Here is a 17832-nt window from a genome sequence, read left to right on the forward strand (position 1 = left end):
CTCAGGACCATTGCCGCCGAAGTAACGAGGCGGGACAGGACTGTGCCCGCCCCGCCGCAGGCTTGGTCAGCCCTCCTTGCTCTGATCCTTCAGCGTAACACCGACAAACACCGGCTGACCGTTGCGGATCACCCGCAATGCCATCGCATGGTCGCTGCCATTCATCGCCGTGCGCATGGCCCGCGCTGCCTCGCCCGGGGACCCAACCGGGTGGGTGCCCACGCCGACGATGACGTCGCCGGGCTGCAGGCCCGCCGCTTCAGCCGGAGAGTTAGGCTGTACCCCCTGCACCACCGCGCCGTTTGTTCCGTCCGGGACATCTAGCTGATTGCGCATATCGGGCGACAGCGGTGCCAGCGCCAGGCCAATTTTGGCGTGGTGCTCATCGCCCTGGTCTTCGTTGCTTGCGGTTTGCTCGTTCGGCAGGGTTCCGACCTTGACGCTCACATCCTTGACCTGGCCATCATGCAACACGCTTAGGTGCGCTTGATCGCCCGGTTGAATGCCGGCGACATCCAGCGCCAGTTCCTTCGGATCGGCGACTTTGGCGCCATTCACTGCCTGAATTACGTCGCCAGGTTCCAATCCGGCATGAGCTGCCGGGCTGTCCGACTGAACGCCGGCCAGCAGGGCGCCGTCATTGACCTTGAGATGCATCGCCTGCGCCGTTGTCGGGGTGATTTGTTGCGCCTCGACCCCGACATAGCCGCGAACCACCTTGCCGCTCTTTTCAAGCTGCGCCGAGACAGTGCGGATCATGTCGGACGGGATCGCGAAGCCGATGCCGACCGACCCGCCGGTTGGCGACAGAATCGCGGTGTTCATGCCAATGACCTTGCCGTCCTGGGTAAACAACGGACCGCCGGAATTGCCCTGATTGATCGGCGCGTCGACCTGGATGAACTGGTCATAAGGCCCGGCGCCGATATCGCGGCTTACGGCGGACACGATCCCGGCGGTAACGGTGCTGCTAAGGCCGAACGGATTGCCCATCGCGACGACCCATTCGCCCGGCTTCACATCGCGTGAATTGCCAAGCTGGATGAATGGCAGTGGATGCGAAGCATTGACCTTGAGGACCGCAATGTCGGTGCGAGGATCGGTGCCGATCACCTTGGCCGGCAGAACGGTCCCATCATCCAGCGTGACGCTGAGCGTGCGGGCGCCCTTCACCACATGGTTGTTGGTCACGATCGTGCCGTTGGCGTCGATGATGAAGCCCGAGCCTCGGGCCTCAACAGCGTGTTCTTGCTGCTGCTGCCCATGCGGGATCATCTGGTTGAATGGGAAGGGTAGTTGCGGCATCTGCTCACCTTGTTCCAGAGCTGCCGGGGTGGCTTTCAGCTTGTTGGTGATGGAAACGACCGCCGGCTTGACCTGGGTCACCAGACCAGTGAAGTCAGGCAGTGTATGCGGTTGCAGTTGCGCGCCGGGTGGATTGACCGGCGCGATATCGCCGGCCCAGGCGCTATGCCCCAGAGCGAAACCGCCGAGGCTGGTGCCGGCCAGCAGGGTGGCGGCCAGCGCGGCACGCCGAATGTGACTTGTTTGAGGTTTGGTGTTCATGCGAAGCATCTCCTGGTCGCCATTTGGGTTCGCGACGCGGAGCCGGTTTCGGATGGCCGCATCGACAACAGCGTGCACATAGCGACGCTGATGTGACCGTTCCCTTGGCGGAGCAATTAAACTCGTGTTATTCAAGCCACAGTCCACGGAAAAATAACTTGCCGAGCTCATGAAGCGATCGCTCACGGCATCGCACGTCAGCGGCGCAACATGCGTATTCTTCAATACCATAGGTCTTAAACGGCGCGCGTTGCCGGCATCACTGGTCAATTTTTGTGGCCGACGCAAGAGGCAGCCGATGACGATGATGGATCAATTAACCTCGACTCAAGAATGACCAAAGCCGTGCTTCTGCACGCTCGGCAGACCCGCCCGTTCAAGCCGCCCGCGTTCAATCAGGTTTCGGCGGTGGTGCGGCAATGCTTGCTCGGATCGAGAACACATCGGTTGTCGCGCCCTCGATGCGTGTAACTGGGGCGGCGAACGCAGCATCGCGGATCGCCTGATCCGCCGACAGGCCGGTGATCAATCGCGCCGCCGCAGCCGACCGACCGCCAAGCACCATCTGTCGATCGCGCAGCGAAAAATCAGTCAGGTATGTGTCATCGGGAAGAATGCGAGTCACCGTTGCCAGAGCCTGCAAGACATCGCCGGTGCGTTCCATTTCCCGTGCCAGCACCGCTTGTCCGGCGCCGTCGGCGGTGATGCCGCGGCGCATTGCCTCGACCCGTTTGATTGCCGGCTGCAGGTCGTCGATGGCTGTATTGGTCGCGTGCAAGGCGAGCCCTTGCAGCACCACCGGCAGAGCCAGCGCAACAACCGCCAGGCAAGCACAGGCCCAGGCCAAGGCGCGGATCGGCAGCCGACCGGCGCGGTCACCCGCGTCATTGTCGATCGCCAGCAACCGGGTTCGCTCCGCCGGCCCTGTCTCGATGAATCGCGGCTCGATTCCGGCTTTGGCCAACGTTTCAAGTCGGGCCGCCATGGCCGCTTTGGGCACCATCGTCAAAGTAACGGCGATCCGGCTCCGATCGCCTGGCTTCGGGTGACCGTCCCATCTCCAAAACAAGGTGTCCGACGTGAACGGCGTGATGCGCGCGAGTTCGTATCGAAGCAACAGGTCCAGGTCTCGCCGCGGCGCCGCTGGGACGACGTGGTGTTTCTCCAGGACGATATCGGGCGGCGCTCGCAGAAACACCGGTTTGCGGTTTGCCAGGCGCGCCGCCGCTCCGGAGGTGACGGACTCGTGCTTGCCCCTGCCGCGGATCGAAAGCGTCAGATTGTTCATCCGGTCGAGATCCGCCACGATCCCGTCCGGCGCCCCAACGCCGGCGTCGGTCCAGGATTTCGGCAGCAACTCGGCAATCCTAGCCGTCCACCAAGAAAAGAAACGCGCCAGCATTGCGTCAGTCTCCCGCACGACAGCATCGCCCGAGCGTCCGGCGAACACCAGTCGCGAGTGCGAGAGCATGGCGCCTCATCCGCCGGCAAGTTCTCGCGACAGCACCCGTCCGGTCAGCCAGTTGACCGAAATGGCGATCCGGCGTGACCCGGAGGCGAGTATCAACGTTGCGCCGGAGGCTCCGCCATCCGGCATGAAGATCACCTCGGCGCCGGTCAGGGCATCCCCGGCGGGCAGCAATGTAGCAGCGCCCCCGTCCAGCACGAAGCCGTTGCCGCGGGTTACCACCGCCACCTCACGATCCTGCGCGATCGCGCGCGACCGCGCCAAGCGCAGCGCCGAGGTCAGCGTCCGGACCGTCGCCTCGGTGTTAAGTGCTTCGCTGTGCCAGGGCTGTCGGACAAATACCAGTGCGGCGACCATGCCGACGATGACTATCACGACGATCAGTTCGAGCAGGGTGAATCCGGCCTGCCTTGTTTGTCCGGCTCTTGACCTCACGGGCGGCCTTATCTCAGGTCGCGCACAACGAAGCCACGTGGCAGGATCTGTACCTCGAACCCTTGTTCCAGGCATTGCTTTACCGGTTGGTCGCTGAAGCGCGTCGTGTTGTAGGGAGCTGATTGAACACAGACCTGGCAGCGAACCACGTTGGCGATGGCGGTGGGCGTTTCGGTTACGAGCTTCGGGTCGACCCTGCCATAATAGTTTCGGTTGATGATCTGGCGGCCCATCTCGTCCACCACGGATGCCTGCCGGCACACCGGATCGCGCTCACCGGCGCTTGCCGTGTCCGCCGAAACGATTGATATCAGGCAGAAAAACGCCGCCAACCAACGAGTCATCACGGCCCCCTAAACACTGAATCCAACAGCCCGCCGTAGAGCCACGCCAGCCAGAAGGCCATGGCGATGCAAGGGCCAAACGGAATTCGCGTCGTGGATGTCACCATTCGGCCCGCCAACGCCAGTCCCAAGGACGCGAGCAGGCCCGCGATGGCGCTTCCCAGCACCACGAAAGGCAGCAGCGCCAGCCCGCACCAAGCGCCCGCGGCAGCGATCAGCTTGCTATCGCCTCCACCCAATCCGTCCCGGCCACGCAGTCGCCGGTAGGCGAAGCCGAGCCCCTGGAATGACAGGTAGCCGAGGCAAGCGGCGAGGCAATGATCGGCGAGGGCATCGGGTTGTTCGGCAAACGTCAGCGCCAACCCGGCCAGCAGCAGTGGCAACGTCAAGACGTCCGGCAGCAGGAAACTGGTGCAGTCGATCCAGGCCAGTGTCAGCAGTGTCCATCCAAGGCCGCAATCCACCCACAGCCGAACCGGATCGTGATCGGCCAGCACGGCCCAGGCCGCGATGCCGACGGCGGCGAGTTCGACCGCGGGGTGCAGCAGCCCGATGGCGGCCCGACAATGGCGACAGCGGCCGCGCAGGACGACGAAACTGACCAGGGGAACCAACTCCCGGCTGCTCAGCCGCGCGCCACAATGCGGGCAGGCGGAGCGGGCCAATGTGACGGGCGCCCCAACCGGCAGCCGCACGATCAACACGCCGATGAAACTGCCGATGAACGGCGCTGTCAGGATCGGCCAGAGCCATGTCTCGGCGTCAATCACATGACATCTTTCAGTCGATTGAAGGATTGGTGACCGGTCAATGTTCGCGATCCCGAAGTGGCCGGGTGAGCCGTTGCTACGGATTACAGATCTGACTGTCGCCGCCGGTCCCGGATGGTCCGGCCGAACAGAGATCAAAATCATGTCCGGCGCGGTCAGACGGGTCGCGATAGGTATAGGGACGATTCCACGGGTCAACCGGAACCGCACCCTTCACATACGGCCCATTCCAGGTCGTCACCCCGCTGGGCTGCTCGACCAGCGCCTGCAGCCCTTGATCGGTGGTCGGGTAGCCACCGACATCGAGCTTGTACATGTCCAGTATAGAGCCGATGCGTTCGATCGACTGCTTGGCGACCGAAACCCGAGCGTTACCGAGCTGGCGCAGGACGGCCGGGGCGACGAGGCCGATGAGCAAGCCGAGAATGGCGATGACGACGAGCAGTTCGAGCAGGGTGAACCCCCTGTCGTCACGACGAAGACGGGGTTTCATGGATGGCTTTCTCGTGGTTGCTTTCATGCCCCAGCCATAGCAGTCGGCGCCAGTTTGGAAGGTCACGACCGGCGGAGGGAGATGATCTTTTGGCCAGCGTCAGGGTTGTTTGCGCTGCCGGCTGAACAAACCACCGGCGGCTGCAATAACTTTTTCCTGGTAGGCGGCTCCCAAACCCGGGGAATGCGAATGGTAGTATCCAATCGCCGCCATCAGGTTGCCGTGCGCTTCGTTCAGATAAAGCCGCATGATCGCCGCGGAGGCGGCGATATTGAAGCAGGGGTCATGCAACAAGCGGTCGGTTACTTCTTGCGGGCTGAGATGGGTAAACGCCGCCAGCGGTTGGACCCAGATCGTGTTGACCTGCATGACGCCGAGGTCCGCCGACCCGTTCGTGTTGAATTGCACGAGGCCGATCCGGCCCCCTTCGACCGCCTGGATCGACGGCAGCACGCGCGGCGGCAGATGGTAGAACGCCGCGACGGCAGCCATGCACGCGAGGAATGGGACGCTCATGGGTAGGCGCGAAGTGCGATCCTGCGGCCGGTCGCCTTCGTGCGATCGTCTGATGCGACCGCCTCGTCCCGAACCATGTCGATGTGCCCCCGAAAAGCGTTGACCGTATAGGGGAAGCAGAAGGTTTTGGTCAAGTTATCAATGACTAGGCTCAGGGGCTATTCATCCGGCATGAGGTACAAACCGCTTCTTCGATCGTTTGATTCTCTGTCATCACGCGACGGTAAGTGCGATCTTGCCTTGGATATGCCCGCGGGCAGCGCGTTCGAGCGAGCTATGCACCGACCTCATCCATGATCCATGTCTCGCGGCCCAGAAACATCGTCGTTCGGCGACCCCGCGTCCAGCGCCGCCTGCAGCATCCAGGCGGCGGCCGTCCGATCCACCGCTTGGGCCCGCTTCGCGCGCGAAACATCCGCCCCGATCAGCAAGCGGTTGGCCGCGGCGCTGGACAGCCGCTCGTCCCACAGTGCCGCTGGCAGACCGATGGCAGCCGACAGCGCGTGGGTCCAATCCCTGGCCGCCTGGGCCGCCGGGCCGATTGTGCCGTCCATCGACAGCGGCAGCCCGACGACCAGCCCATAGGCACCCTCGCGCAGCGCGATCGCCGCAATTTCACTGGCATTGACCGTCAGCTTGCCCCGCTTCAGCTTGCCGTACGGTGACGCCAGCCGGCGCCGCACATCCGACAGCGCCAGCCCGATCGTCCTTGCACCCGGGTCGATGCCGATCACCCGCTGATCCCGTCGCAGCGAGGCCAGAAGCTCCCTCAGGTTGAACACCGTCATGGCCATGGTTATGGTCCCGCCCTCGCATCCATCCAAGGATTTCCGCAATGTCGCTGGATCAGGCGACCCTCCGCCGCATCGCCTCATTGGCTCGGATCCGGGTCGAGGAGCACGAGGTCGAGAACCTCTGCCAAGAACTGAATGGCATCCTGGGCTGGATCGAACAGCTCAATGAGGTCGATGTTACCGGCATCGCGCCGTTAACCGGTGCCAGCGGCACAGCACTGGCGATGCGCCCCGACGCGGTGACCGACGGAGGCTATGCGGAAAAGGTATTGTCCAATGCCCCCGAGCGGCTGGGCGACTTCTACGTTGTGCCGAAAGTCGTGGAGTGATGCTGACGGATCTGACAATCGCCCAGGCCCGCGACGCTCTGCGCGCCAAGGACTTCACCGCGGTTGAGCTGACCATGGCGCATCTGCGTGCCATCGAGGCACTGAATCCGCGCCTGAATGCCTACATCACCGTGAGCCATGCCGCCGCAATGGACCAGGCGCGCAACGCCGATGCCCAGCTTGCAGCCGGCGAGACCCGCAGCCTGACCGGCATCCCGCTGGCGATCAAGGACCTGTTCTGCACCGATGGGGTTCGCACCACCGCCGGCAGCCGGATCCTTGGCCCGTTCGTGCCGCCTTATGAAAGCACGGTCACCGCCAACCTGCTGCGCGACGGAGCGGTGTTCCTTGGCAAGACCAACATGGACGAGTTCGCGATGGGCTCGTCCAACATGACTTCAGCCTACGGGCCGGTAGAGAACCCGTGGAAGCGCCGGCAGGACACGGCCGCGGTGCTGGTTCCGGGCGGATCGTCCGGGGGATCCGCCGCCGCGGTCGCGGCACGACTGGCGATGGGCGCAACCGGCACCGATACCGGCGGATCGATCCGTCAACCGGCCTCGTTCTGCGGCCTGGTGGGCGTCAAGCCGACCTACGGCCGCTGCTCGCGCTGGGGGGTGGTGGCGTTTGCCTCCTCGCTGGACCATCCCGGCCCGCTAGCCCGAACCGTCCAGGACAGTGCCATCCTGCTTGGTTCCATGGCCGGGCATGACCCGAAGGACTCTACCAGCGCCGATGTCGCGGTGCCGGATTTCGAGGCGGCCTGCCGGCGTGGCATCAAGGGCCTGCGGATCGGCATTCCCGAGGAGTATTGCGCCGACGGCATGCCGTCCGAGATCGAGGCACTGTGGCATCAAGGCATCGACTGGCTGCGCGCCTCGGGGGCCGAGATCGTCGATGTCTCGTTGCCGCATACCAAGTATGGTCTCGCCACTTACTACATCGTCGCCCCGGCCGAGGCGTCGTCGAACCTGTCGCGATACGATGGTGTGCGGTTCGGGTCGCGCCGCGACGGCGAGGACCTGCGGGATCTCTACGAGCGCACCCGGGCCGAAGGGTTCGGCCCGGAGGTCCGTCGCCGCGTGCTGATCGGCACCTACGTGCTGTCGGCGGGGTATTACGATGCGTATTATCTTCGCGCCCAGAAGGTTCGGGCACTGATCCTGAAGGATTTCACGGACAGTTTCACCCAGGTGGACGCGTTGCTGACCCCGACCGCTCCGTCGGCCGCATTTGCCCAGGGAGAGAAGATGGACGACCCGATCCAGATGTATTTGAACGACCTGTTCACGGTGCCGGCGGACCTGGCGGGCGTGCCGGCGAGTTCGGTTCCGGTGGGTCTGGACCGGAACGGCCTGCCGCTGGGCTTGCAGGTGATCGGCAAGCCGTTCGACGAGGAAACCGTTTTCACTGTCTCGGCTGCCCTGGAGCGGGCCGCCAGGTTTACCGCGCTGCCGTCGATCAGGGCTGAGTAACGCAGAGGGCAGCTTGATGTCGAAGCCCGTCATGGGCATCGAGACCGATCGACCACGCAACGCCGCACGCCCAGTCTTACATCTAAGCAAGTGCGATATCCGTCCGCGGAAAATCGTTTCCTTTGCACAGCAGAGGCATGTCGGCCTGTTTCGCGCAGGCGTACGCAAAGCAATCGCCCATGTTCAGAGCCGCAGCGTGACGTCTCTTGCCGAAACGGGCAAACGCTTCAAGCGCCGCGACCCCGATCTGCCGGTCGATGACGATCACCGTCGCGCCAATCTCGGTCAGGAAGCGATCAACCAAAGCCAGCGCGTCCGCCGGCGCCCCATTCGCGATACGCGCCAACCCCGCCGCGGCTTCGAAAATCGCCATGGCGGAGGTCAGGCAGCTATGCGCCGCCGCCAATCGGCCGGCCAAGCTGGCGCCATCCTCCTCCATGGCAATGATGGCGATAATGGCGGAAGCGTCCAGGAACATTACGAGTGTCCCGACAAGTCGTCGAAGAAAGCCTTGTCCGCTGGCCTGCCAGGGGACCGCCGCAACGACCGGAAGTCTTCCTGGATTGTCCGCAACCGTTCGATCAGGGGCGGCCTCCCACTGATCGCCGCATATTCCTTTTCAACCGCGTCACGGATCGTCTCGGTCAAGCTCTTTCCCTTGATCCGAGCAAGCTTGCGAACCGCGGAGTCGGTAGCGGTGTCCCGCACGTGAAAAGGCACTGTATAGACTCCATTGCGGCTTTATCTATATCATTTGTTGTAGACGATTGCCAACGGTCATTGCGCACGTTGCGAGCAGCCTTCATTGACATTAAATCGCCCAGCCACACACGAAGGTGGATTGATGAGTTACTCGCTGCAAGGCAGCACCGGACCGTGGGAAGTGGTGGTCGGCCTGGAAGTCCACGCCCAGGTCATCAGCCGGGCGAAACTGTTCAGCGGCGCGGCGACCAGCTTCGGGTCCGAACCCAACAGCCAGGTCAGCTTCGTCGACGCCGCGTTTCCCGGCATGCTGCCCGTGGTCAACGCCGAGTGCGTGGCGCAGGCGGTGCGCACCGGCCTGGGGCTGAACGCCCGCGTCAACCTTGTCAGCCGCTTCGACCGCAAGAACTACTTCTACGCCGACCTGCCCGCCGGCTATCAGATCAGCCAGTTCGAGCACCCCATCGTCGGCACCGGCGAGGTCGAGGTCGAACTCGCCGACGGCACCACCAAGGCGATCGGCGTCACCCGCCTGCACCTGGAACAGGACGCCGGCAAGTCGATCCACGACCAACATCCGACGAGGACGCTGGTCGACCTCAACCGCTCCGGCATCGGCCTGATGGAGATCGTCTCCGAACCCGATATCAGAAGCCCCGAGGAAGCCGGCGCCTACTTGCGCAAACTGCGCTCGATCCTGCGCTACCTCGGCACCTGCGACGGCAACATGGAGGAAGGCTCGATGCGTGCCGACGTCAACGTCTCGGTCCGCAAGCACGGCGACCCCTACCGCACCCGCTGCGAGGTCAAGAACGTCAACTCCATCCGCTTTGTCATGCAAGCGGTCGAGGCGGAAGCCAGCCGCCAGATCGAGGTCTGGGAAGCGGGCGGCACGGTGGCGCAGGAGACCCGCCTGTTCGACAGCGGGCGAGGGGTCACGCGCTCGATGCGGTCGAAAGAGGACGCCCACGATTACCGTTACTTTCCGGACCCGGACTTGCTGCCGCTGGTGCTGGAAGAAGACTGGGTCGCCGGCCTGAAGGCCGCGCTGCCGGAACTGCCCGACGCGAAGCGCGCACGATTCATCCATGCGTATGGGCTGAGCCAATACGACGCCTCGGTCCTGGTGGCCGAACAAGCCACCGCGGCGTTCTACGAAACCGTTGCCGAAGAGCGCGATCCGAAAATCGCCGCCAACTGGGTCACCGGCGAGTTTTTTGCCGCGATGAACCGCCTCGGTCGTTCGATCGAAGATCCCCCCGTCAGCGCCACGGCGCTGGGGCGCCTGCTGGACCTGATCGCCGACAACACCATCAACGGCCGCATCGCCAAGGACGTTTTCGAGGCGATGGTCGAAACCGGCAAGGGCGCCGCCGCCATCGTGGACGAGAAGGGCCTGCGCCAGGTCACTGATACCAGCGCGATCGACGCCGCCGTGGACCGCATCCTCGCCACCAATCCGGACAAGGTCGCCGAATACCGCTCAGGCAAGGACAAGCTTTTTGGGTTTTTTGTCGGTCAGACCATGAAGGCGATGGCCGGGAAGGGAAATCCCGGCCTGATCAACGAGACCCTGAAACGCCGCCTCGCCGAACAGTCTTAAGGCGTCGCATCCGGTCACTGGCGAACCCGGCGTAGCCTCGGCCTGACCCTTCGTTTCACCATCAGCAGCCAGATCTACACTGGTGCGGCGGTTCCCGTGAAAGATCGCGGCTGAACAGCGGATCGCCGCGCGCGCAACGGTTTCAGCGCTGCAATCGCCAGCACCGCGGTCAAAAAGTCGGCCGCGATCGCCAGCCCGAACACCGTCGTCCAGGTCCCGGTCGCCGCGTGCAGCAACGACGCCATCGGGCCGCCGAAGATCGCTCCGATCCCCTGCGCCATATACAGGCATCCATAGTTGCGCGTGGCGTGCCGGGTGCCGAAGGTGTCGGTCAGGGTAGACGGAAACAGCGAGAAGATCTCGCCCCAGCCGAAGAACACCACACCCGACAGCAGCACGAACAGCAGCGGATCAGTCCGCGCCATCAGCCACAGCGCCATCGCCAGACCTTCGAGCGCGAACGCCAGGCACATCGTGTTTTCACGGCCTATGCGGTCCGACACCCAGCCGAAGAACGGCCGGGTCAGCCCGTTGGTAAAGCGGTCGATGCTCAGCGCCAACGGCAGGGCCGCCAAGCCCCAGACGACGGCCTTGGTGATCCCGAACTCGCCGGCAAACGCCGCCATCTGCGATGTCACCATAAGCCCCGAGGTGGACATCAGCGTCATCATCACGAACATCAGCCAGAACACCGACGAACGCAGCATCTCTCGGGTCGAATTGCCCGGCGCATCCGCCAGCATGACCGCCGATGTCGGCGCCCGCTTCAGCCCCAGCGCGGCCAGCAGCCCGACCACGGCGAAGATCGCGCCAAATTGCAGCAAGGTCATCCGCGATCCGACCGCCGCCAGCGAGTGGCTGATCGGAAACGTAGTGACGATCGCGCCCATGCCGTACCCGGCTGCCACCACGCCCGCGGCCAAGCCGCGCCGGTCCGGAAACCAGCCGACCATTTGGCCCACGACACCGACATAGACAATGCCGGTGCCCAACCCGCCGATCAGCCCGTAGGTGAGATAGAGCATGGTCAACGATGAGGCGTACGACGCCAGCACCCAGGACAGCCCGGACAGCAGGCCGCCCACGCCGATCAACAGCTTCGGCCCGAACCGGTCGACCAGCCAACCCTGAAATGGTGAGAAGAACGTCTGCACCACGATCAGCAGCGAAAAGGTGACCTGCAGTGCCGCCGGCGCGACCCCGAGCGTTGTGCCGAGTGGCTTGGTGAACAAGGTCCACAAATATTGCGGGCTGGAGATCGCCATCATGCAAATTAGCCCAAGCCCGAGCTGAACCCAGCGCGTGCTGCCCTTACTGGAGACGGCGGGGCTGGAGGCGGCGGCGGGGAGAACGGCGCTCTCGGTCATGTTGGTCGGCCCTGATGGTCAGAGCTCAGTCCTAGCAAACGCTACGCCAGCCATGGGAACCCCGGCGCTTCGGCGCCGACAGTGAGCATTGCCTAAATCCACACCAAACGGCGGCGATTGTGGCGCGTTTTCAATCGACCGAGAAGCTGGTCCCGCACCCGCACGCCGATTTCGCGTTTGGGTTGCGCACCGCGAAATGGCTACCCATCAACTGGTCGGTGTAGTCCAGCTCCGACCCGGCCAGCAGGTCGAGGCTGACGGCATCGACCACCACCCTGGCGGCACCGCGTTGAATGACGAGGTCATCCGCCTGTGGCCGCGGATCAAGCTCGAAGCGATACTGGAAGCCACTACACCCCCCGGCCAGCACAGCCACGCGCAGTGCGGTTTCGGCGGCCTGGTTGGTCTGGGCGACGATCTCCGAGATACGCGCAGCGGCTCGATCGGTAACGGCGAACTGTTCCATGACAATCCATATAGGCGCTCGTTCATCGGAAGTGAACAGCCGCGACGGCCGCCGTGTGATTGAAGCCCCGGGAATCAGGGTGTATCCGCCTCATATGTTCGTTCGCCCGCCTGCCGCTGGCTATGCCGTCTCGCCCGCCACGGCGCGCGGACGGCTGTATCACGAACCGGAAGCCGCCACCCGCTCTCCATGGCAGCGCGACCGCGATCGCATCATCCACAGCTCGGCCTTCCGCAAGCTGCAATACAAGACGCAGGTGTTCGTCAATCACGAGGGCGACTTCTACCGCACCCGCCTCACCCACAGCATCGAGGTCGCCCAGGTGGCGCGTTCCATCTCCCGCGCGCTTGGCCTGGACGAGGACCTGACCGAGGCACTGGCGCTAGCTCACGACCTTGGCCATCCGCCGTTCGGCCACGCCGGGGAGGATGCGCTGAACGTCGTAATGAAGCCGTTCGGCGGCTTCGACCACAACGCGCAGAGCCTGCGCATGGTCACCCTGCTGGAGAGCCGCTACGCCGGCTGGGACGGCCTGAACCTGACCTGGGAGACGCTGGAGGGCCTGGTCAAGCACAACGGCCCGCTACGCCATCCCGCCGCCTACATCGTCGATTACAACGACCGCCATAAACTCGACCTGCACACCCAGCCCAGTGCCGAGGCTCAGGTCGCCGCCATCGCCGACGATGTCGCCTACCATTCGCACGACCTCGATGACGGCCTGCGCGCGCGGCTGTTCGCGGTGGATGACCTGGCCCACCTGCCGCTGGTGGGCGAGTCGCTCGCCGCGGCCAGGATGTCCAGCCTCGACGTGCCGCCGCCCCGGCTTCGCCACGAGACGCTGCGGCGTGTGATCAACGCCATGGTCACCGACCTGATCACCGAAACCCACAAGCGACTGGCGAAGCTCGAACCCGACAGCCCCGACGCGGTGCGCCGGCACAAACACCGCGTCGTGGCGTTCTCCCCGGCGATGGCCGAGGCGAACCAGGCGATCAAGGACTTCCTGTTCACCCGGATGTACCGGCACTGGCGGGTCAACCGCATGTCCGCCAAGGCCAAACGGCTGACCGAGGAGCTGTATCGGCTGCTGCACACCGACCCGAGGCTGCTTCCCGATGACTGGCGTACCCGCGCCGGCGTGGGCGGCACGCAACGCTCCGCCACTATCGTCGGCGATTACGTCGCCGGCATGACAGACCGCTACGCCATGGATGAGCACCGTCGGCTGACCGACGTCAACGTCAACGGCTGAGACAAACTGGTCGGATCGTTCCTGGCCGACTACGCCGAGGGCTCGGTCAGCGGGCGGCAAGCCACGCCGTGCGCCGATGACCTGCCCACAAGCTTCATCAGCGGCTGCCCCATGCGGATCGTCGTGCCCGGCTGAACGCCGGCGCTCAGGCTAAACCCCTCGGGCGCCAACACCACGATCGTCGACCCGTGCTCGAACCAGCCCATCTCTTCGCCTTTTTGAAGTGACGCGTTGCAGGCGAAGGTCCGCGGCTGGTCCCGACCTGGGGTCAAATCCAGAAACCGCAGCCGGATCCCCGACACCAGGATGGCCGCGATCGCGACCAGCGTCACCGGATGGCCGGTGTCGGATAGCGCCGTGCTGATCGCGGCCCGCTCGTTCTTGCAGAACAACCTCTCGATTCGCCGCAATGCGGTCGGATTGACGTTCCATACGTCGCCCGGAATATGCGTAACCGACCGGACGCGGCAGGCATAAGGGGCATGGAATCGATGATACATGCTCGAGGTCAGCCGCAGCGTCACGTAACATCCGTCGCGAAACGTTTTTCCATGCTCGGCATCCCCCAACAGGTCGGCCAGCGCGTAAGGAAACCCCTTGACCTGAAAAACTTCTCCGTCAACCACCGGCCCGACCGCGCCGACGATCGCATCGCACGGGCTGATCAGAACCGAACCGTCGGCTTCTATCGGCCTCGCGCCGTCCCTCAGTTGGCGGGTGAAACAGTCGTGCATGCTGCGGAAACGCGTCTTCTTGGCGTCGCTTAGATCCAGATCGGAGAAGAACCGCCAAACGCCGATCGAGGTATCACGGATCAACGGCTGCTCGATCTTGCTGAACCAGCCAATGAAACGCGAAGCCAGCCGCCTCGGAATCCGATTGGTCAGCAGGAAATTCAAATCCTCCTGAAGTACAATCTTCACTATCGCTGCGCGGATGGTCATGAGATCAGCATGGTCTTGTATGGAAGGCACAACGATGTCCGCGCCGTTCGCTCTTGCAGCAACTGCTGGCGCCGCCGCTCTCGGGATGGCGCTTGCCAAGGCCAAGACTCGTCTCGATCTGTCGCGGGCGAAGCATCCGTCGCTCGCCGGGCACGCCCGGATGGCGCGACGGGTCGCCTCGCTGATCCGGTTCTACGAATATGACGAACAGCGGTTCTTTTGTTCCGACGATGCGCCGCGTCAGATCGCGGAGCAACGACGCAGCGGCTTTCATACCCTGTCGCGGCTGTATCGCGAGCGTTTCGGAGAAACCAGCGCGCGGAGCGCCGATGCCGCGGCCGGGATTTCCGACCTCCAGTTCATCAACGCCTACCGGGTGCCGTTCCAGTACAGCCGCTTTGCCGATCAACATCTGCCGTCGGGGTCCTTTTTGGAATCATCGTCTGGCGTAACGGTCACCGACCTCGATGGCAATGTCTTCTACGACCTGACCGGTTCGTACGGTGTTAATCTTTTCGGACACGATTTCTATAAATCCTGCATTGAGCGTGGTGCCGAACTGGTGCGCGATCTCGGGCCGGTGCTGGGTGCCTATCACCCGACGGTCGCCTACAACGTGCGACGCCTGCGTGAGATTTCCGGACTGGACGAGGTCTCTTTCCATATGTCCGGGACCGAGGCCGTGATGCAGGCGGTTCGGCTGGCCCGCTATCACACCAGGCGGTCCCACCTCGTCCGTTTCTGCGGCGCCTACCACGGCTGGTGGGGTGACGTGCAGCCCGGCGTTGGCAATCCTTCCGCAGCGCGCGATACCTATACGTTGGCCGAGATGTCGGAACGCACACTTAACGTTCTGCGGCGCCGGCGCGACATCGCCTGCGTCCTGGTCAACCCGCTGCAGGCGCTGCATCCGAACGCTTCCGCGCCCGCGGACGGATCACTGGTGGATAGTTCGCGCCGGGCCGGATTCGACCGAGCGGCGTATACGACCTGGCTGCAAGAGCTTCGTGCGGTCTGCGACGAACGCAAGATCGTGCTGATCTTCGACGAGGTCTTCGTCGGCTTTCGCTTGGCGCCCGGCGGCGCCAAGGAGTATTTCGGGGTTAAGCCCGACCTGATCACCTATGGCAAGACATTGGGTGGCGGCTTCCCGGTCGGTGTTGTTTGCGGCCGCGGCGATCTGATGAAGCGCTATCGGGCCGATCGGCCCGCCGATATCTGTTTCGCCCGCGGGACGTTCAATTCCCACCCATACGTCATGGGCGCAATGACCGCGTTCTTGCGCTACATCGAGACATCCGACGCAGAAACATTATACGGCAGTCTGGAACGGATTTGGAACAACCGGGCGGCGCAGCTTAATCGTCGCCTTGCGGAGGCCGCTCTCCCCGTCCGGATCGCCAATCTTTCCTCGATCTGGACAGTGACCTACAACAGCCCATCACGTTACAATTGGATGCTGCAGTACTATCTGCGGGCTGAGGGCCTGGCGCTAAGTTGGATTGGCACCGGGCGCTTGATCTTCAGCCTGAACTACACCGATGCCGATTTCAGGGCGGTCGCGGATCGCTTTCTCGCCGCTTGCCAGGCGATGCAGCGTGACGGCTGGTGGTGGACCAGCACCGCGACCGCTGGCCGATCGATCAAGCGTCGGATCCTTTGGGAAATGTTGACCAGCCGCTTTTCACGTGGTTCGGCATCTCCAGGGAACGGTCCGATTCAGGAATGAACAGTTTCAGCCTTAACGACTACTTTGAACCGGTCTGGCCTTTTGTTGATCGCTGAACTCGCGCCGCGCCGAACGTGATCCTGTTCTAATGGTTAAATTCGGCGGCCTCTTCGGAAAGGTCGTCACCCAACGCCGGCTCCAGTATATGGCCCTTCAACAGATGCGCTGGTGCTCTGTAATACAGCTTGATGTCGTGGAACGGGTCGGTGATGATCTTGGTTGCCCAGACCAGTCCGGTCCGCAAATCCTCGATCAGAAACAGATGGATGGTCCGGAACAGCAGGCCGCCAAGTCCAACCACCAGCCACAGATAGCCGACATGACGAGCAAATCCGATCCAATTCGTCGGCGCGCGGCATAGTCCCAACATCGTGGGATCCAGCACGAAAGCCAACGGGGAAAGCGCCCAAATTGTCATCAGAACCGTCTTGCGGCGCAGGTTGTAGCCGACCTTGACCTGCTCTTTATACTGGTGGGTCGCCTGATTGATGACGTCATAGTCCTTCGGTTCGAAGAAGAAGTGACCGATTTGTCGGCTCGTCATCGCCACCAACCATCCGATCAGCGCCGCCAGCGCCGGATCGTTGAACGTTAGCGCGTAGGTGCAGACAAAGGTGACGGCGCTCAAAAGGTGCAGCGATTGGTTGATCCGACTGTGATGATAGTAGCGATGATCATCCCACCGCTGTACTCGAAGAAGTTCGAAAAAGCCGTTCATCGCTGATCCTCTTGAAGTGCATGCTGGCTTGCCAAAGTCAGCCGTTCCTGACGCGCGACGCAGCCAAAATCCGGGGCGCCGCGAAGGCACTGGAAACCGTCGCGATCAATCATCCAACCTGGCGAATCGAATGAGCCAGAAATGACCCAGTGGAGGCAGCGCCCGGCGTTCCAGCAGGCTGACTGGTGAATGCCGTGCCCACTGCTCGTAGCGCGCCCAAGGGAATTCGGTCCGCCAGCCCAATCGGCTTGTCAAAGGCATCAGCCACCTCTCGACGGTTCCGCGAAAGCCTGTTTCGGCGCCAATCCGACTCGTCAGAATAATCTCGCCACCGGGTCGCACAACCCGAACGAATTCGTCAAGCGCGTTTTCCGGATTCGGCACGGCGGTAACGACATACTGCGCAACGACTACGTCGAACGAGCCACGCGGATAAACCAGTTGTTCCGCGTCCATGACCTCGATCGTTTCGATATTATCAAGGTTCAACCGTTTCACTCGCTCGCGCGCTCGATCCAGCATGGGTCCCGAGATATCGACACCGACAATGCGGCTGCTCGGGGCATAGTAATCCAGCGACAGACCCGTCCCGACGCCAACCTCAAGAATGCGGCCGCCAATCCGTTCGGCGGCATCGACCGCCGCACGACGTCCCTGTCTGAACACCGGCCCGAAAACGACATCATACACCGGCGCCCACCGCCCGTAGGCCTCGGCGACGCGATCCCGTTCCAGTTGTTTCACGATTGGCAACCGCTCTGCCTCCGACAAGTAGATTCATCTACACTGTTTCGATGCCTGTCACCATACTGAACCCCCGATTCGTAACAGTGACGGACCTCCGTCCAATAGGTTTCA

General features: G+C 63.2%; 20 protein-coding genes. 5 read left to right on the forward strand and 15 right to left on the reverse strand.

The annotated features are described in order from the left end of the window. Positions 1-66: 66 nt before the first annotated feature. The 8 genes from ACQY4T_RS02705 to ruvX form a co-directional block, all read right to left on the reverse strand. On the reverse strand, positions 67-1836 hold the full coding sequence (locus ACQY4T_RS02705; protein ID WP_428537301.1) for a Do family serine endopeptidase: 1770 nt from the start codon (positions 1834-1836) through the stop codon (positions 67-69). Between the two features lie 121 nt (positions 1837-1957). Next, positions 1958-3037 (reverse strand): PilN domain-containing protein, encoded by a 1080-nt coding sequence (locus ACQY4T_RS02710; protein ID WP_428537304.1) that lies wholly within the window; start codon positions 3035-3037, stop codon positions 1958-1960. A 6-nt stretch (positions 3038-3043) separates the two neighbouring features. After that, positions 3044-3469 carry a GspH/FimT family pseudopilin gene (locus tag ACQY4T_RS02715; protein WP_428537307.1) on the reverse strand — a complete coding sequence of 142 codons (426 nt, stop codon included), beginning with the start codon at positions 3467-3469 and terminating at the stop codon, positions 3044-3046. A gap of 8 nt (positions 3470-3477) precedes the next feature. Continuing rightward, positions 3478-3801, reverse strand: a complete 324-nt coding sequence (locus tag ACQY4T_RS02720) for a hypothetical protein (RefSeq protein WP_428537310.1) — start codon at positions 3799-3801, stop codon at positions 3478-3480. 11 nt (positions 3802-3812) lie between these two features. Continuing rightward, a complete protein-coding gene (locus ACQY4T_RS02725; RefSeq protein ID WP_428537313.1) occupies positions 3813-4583 on the reverse strand; it encodes a prepilin peptidase in 771 nt (256 codons plus the stop codon). Positions 4584-4659: 76 nt separating this feature from the next. Next, positions 4660-5076 carry a type II secretion system major pseudopilin GspG gene (gspG, locus tag ACQY4T_RS02730; protein ID WP_428537316.1) on the reverse strand — a complete coding sequence of 139 codons (417 nt, stop codon included), beginning with the start codon at positions 5074-5076 and terminating at the stop codon, positions 4660-4662. Between the two features lie 99 nt (positions 5077-5175). Further along, positions 5176-5592, reverse strand: a complete 417-nt coding sequence (locus ACQY4T_RS02735) for a lytic transglycosylase domain-containing protein (RefSeq protein WP_428537319.1) — start codon at positions 5590-5592, stop codon at positions 5176-5178. Between the two features lie 287 nt (positions 5593-5879). Then, positions 5880-6380, reverse strand: coding sequence for a Holliday junction resolvase RuvX (gene ruvX / locus ACQY4T_RS02740; protein WP_428542672.1), 501 nt, complete (start codon positions 6378-6380; stop codon positions 5880-5882). 47 nt (positions 6381-6427) lie between these two features. Here ruvX and gatC point away from each other — a divergent pair, with 47 nt between their 5' ends. Both gatC and gatA read left to right on the forward strand, forming a co-directional pair. Continuing rightward, complete coding sequence (gene gatC, locus ACQY4T_RS02745) at positions 6428-6715, forward strand: Asp-tRNA(Asn)/Glu-tRNA(Gln) amidotransferase subunit GatC (RefSeq protein WP_428537322.1); 288 nt, start codon at positions 6428-6430, stop codon at positions 6713-6715. Further along, positions 6712-8190, forward strand: a complete 1479-nt coding sequence (gatA, locus tag ACQY4T_RS02750) for an Asp-tRNA(Asn)/Glu-tRNA(Gln) amidotransferase subunit GatA (protein ID WP_428537325.1) — start codon at positions 6712-6714, stop codon at positions 8188-8190. Before gatC ends, gatA begins: the two co-directional genes overlap by 4 nt. An 82-nt stretch (positions 8191-8272) precedes the next feature. On the opposite strand, the gene ACQY4T_RS02755 is transcribed toward gatA, so the two are convergent. Both ACQY4T_RS02755 and ACQY4T_RS02760 read right to left on the reverse strand, forming a co-directional pair. After that, complete coding sequence (locus ACQY4T_RS02755; protein WP_428537328.1) at positions 8273-8668, reverse strand: type II toxin-antitoxin system VapC family toxin; 396 nt, start codon at positions 8666-8668, stop codon at positions 8273-8275. Beyond that, positions 8668-8910, reverse strand: a complete 243-nt coding sequence (locus ACQY4T_RS02760) for a type II toxin-antitoxin system VapB family antitoxin (RefSeq protein WP_428537331.1) — start codon at positions 8908-8910, stop codon at positions 8668-8670. The genes ACQY4T_RS02755 and ACQY4T_RS02760 overlap by 1 nt, the downstream gene beginning before the upstream one ends. Positions 8911-9034: 124 nt before the next feature. Between ACQY4T_RS02760 and gatB the strand changes: the two genes are divergently transcribed. After that, positions 9035-10495: an Asp-tRNA(Asn)/Glu-tRNA(Gln) amidotransferase subunit GatB gene (gene gatB, locus ACQY4T_RS02765; RefSeq protein WP_428537334.1), complete on the forward strand. Its 1461-nt coding sequence runs from the start codon at positions 9035-9037 to the stop codon at positions 10493-10495. Positions 10496-10569: 74 nt separating this feature from the next. On the opposite strand, the gene oxlT is transcribed toward gatB, so the two are convergent. Continuing rightward, positions 10570-11862, reverse strand: coding sequence for an oxalate/formate MFS antiporter (gene oxlT / locus ACQY4T_RS02770; protein WP_428537337.1), 1293 nt, complete (start codon positions 11860-11862; stop codon positions 10570-10572). 130 nt (positions 11863-11992) lie between these two features. Next, complete coding sequence (erpA, locus tag ACQY4T_RS02775) at positions 11993-12328, reverse strand: iron-sulfur cluster insertion protein ErpA (protein ID WP_428537340.1); 336 nt, start codon at positions 12326-12328, stop codon at positions 11993-11995. Positions 12329-12422: 94 nt separating this feature from the next. Between erpA and ACQY4T_RS02780 the strand changes: the two genes are divergently transcribed. Continuing rightward, positions 12423-13583, forward strand: a complete 1161-nt coding sequence (locus ACQY4T_RS02780) for a deoxyguanosinetriphosphate triphosphohydrolase (protein WP_428537343.1) — start codon at positions 12423-12425, stop codon at positions 13581-13583. A 29-nt stretch (positions 13584-13612) separates the two neighbouring features. Here the strand turns inward: ACQY4T_RS02780 and asd are convergent, their stop codons facing one another. Continuing rightward, entirely contained in the window at positions 13613-14506 is an 894-nt protein-coding gene (asd, locus tag ACQY4T_RS02785; protein WP_428537346.1) for an archaetidylserine decarboxylase, read from the reverse strand. Between the two features lie 55 nt (positions 14507-14561). Between asd and ACQY4T_RS02790 the strand changes: the two genes are divergently transcribed. Then, a complete protein-coding gene (locus ACQY4T_RS02790; protein ID WP_428537349.1) occupies positions 14562-16256 on the forward strand; it encodes an aminotransferase class III-fold pyridoxal phosphate-dependent enzyme in 1695 nt (564 codons plus the stop codon). Between the two features lie 85 nt (positions 16257-16341). Here ACQY4T_RS02790 and ACQY4T_RS02795 read toward each other — a convergent pair whose 3' ends face one another. Both ACQY4T_RS02795 and ACQY4T_RS02800 read right to left on the reverse strand, forming a co-directional pair. After that, a complete protein-coding gene (locus ACQY4T_RS02795) occupies positions 16342-17064 on the reverse strand; it encodes a hypothetical protein (RefSeq protein ID WP_428537352.1) in 723 nt (240 codons plus the stop codon). A gap of 15 nt (positions 17065-17079) precedes the next feature. Continuing rightward, entirely contained in the window at positions 17080-17718 is a 639-nt protein-coding gene (locus tag ACQY4T_RS02800; RefSeq protein ID WP_428542675.1) for a class I SAM-dependent methyltransferase, read from the reverse strand. Positions 17719-17832: the final 114 nt, after the last annotated feature.

It is taken from the genome of Rhodopila sp. (assembly GCF_965277825.1).
Classification (GTDB): domain Bacteria; phylum Pseudomonadota; class Alphaproteobacteria; order Acetobacterales; family Acetobacteraceae; genus Rhodopila.

Bases quoted from the DNA above. Each gene is read 5' to 3' on its own strand.
- ACQY4T_RS02735 (WP_428537319.1), bottom strand. From the start codon at position 5,592: ATGAGCGTCCCATTCCTCGCGTGCATGGCTGCCGTCGCGGCGTTCTAC.
- ACQY4T_RS02790 (WP_428537349.1), top strand. From the start codon at position 14,562: ATGTCCGCGCCGTTCGCTCTTGCAGCAACTGCTGGCGCCGCCGCTCTC.
- ACQY4T_RS02780 (WP_428537343.1), top strand. From the start codon at position 12,423: ATGTTCGTTCGCCCGCCTGCCGCTGGCTATGCCGTCTCGCCCGCCACG.
- gatC (WP_428537322.1), top strand. From the start codon at position 6,428: ATGTCGCTGGATCAGGCGACCCTCCGCCGCATCGCCTCATTGGCTCGG.
- erpA (WP_428537340.1), bottom strand. From the start codon at position 12,328: ATGGAACAGTTCGCCGTTACCGATCGAGCCGCTGCGCGTATCTCGGAG.
- ACQY4T_RS02710 (WP_428537304.1), bottom strand. From the start codon at position 3,037: ATGCTCTCGCACTCGCGACTGGTGTTCGCCGGACGCTCGGGCGATGCT.
- ACQY4T_RS02755 (WP_428537328.1), bottom strand. From the start codon at position 8,668: ATGTTCCTGGACGCTTCCGCCATTATCGCCATCATTGCCATGGAGGAG.
- ruvX (WP_428542672.1), bottom strand. From the start codon at position 6,380: ATGACGGTGTTCAACCTGAGGGAGCTTCTGGCCTCGCTGCGACGGGAT.
- gatB (WP_428537334.1), top strand. From the start codon at position 9,035: ATGAGTTACTCGCTGCAAGGCAGCACCGGACCGTGGGAAGTGGTGGTC.
- oxlT (WP_428537337.1), bottom strand. From the start codon at position 11,862: ATGACCGAGAGCGCCGTTCTCCCCGCCGCCGCCTCCAGCCCCGCCGTC.
- gspG (WP_428537316.1), bottom strand. From the start codon at position 5,076: ATGAAACCCCGTCTTCGTCGTGACGACAGGGGGTTCACCCTGCTCGAA.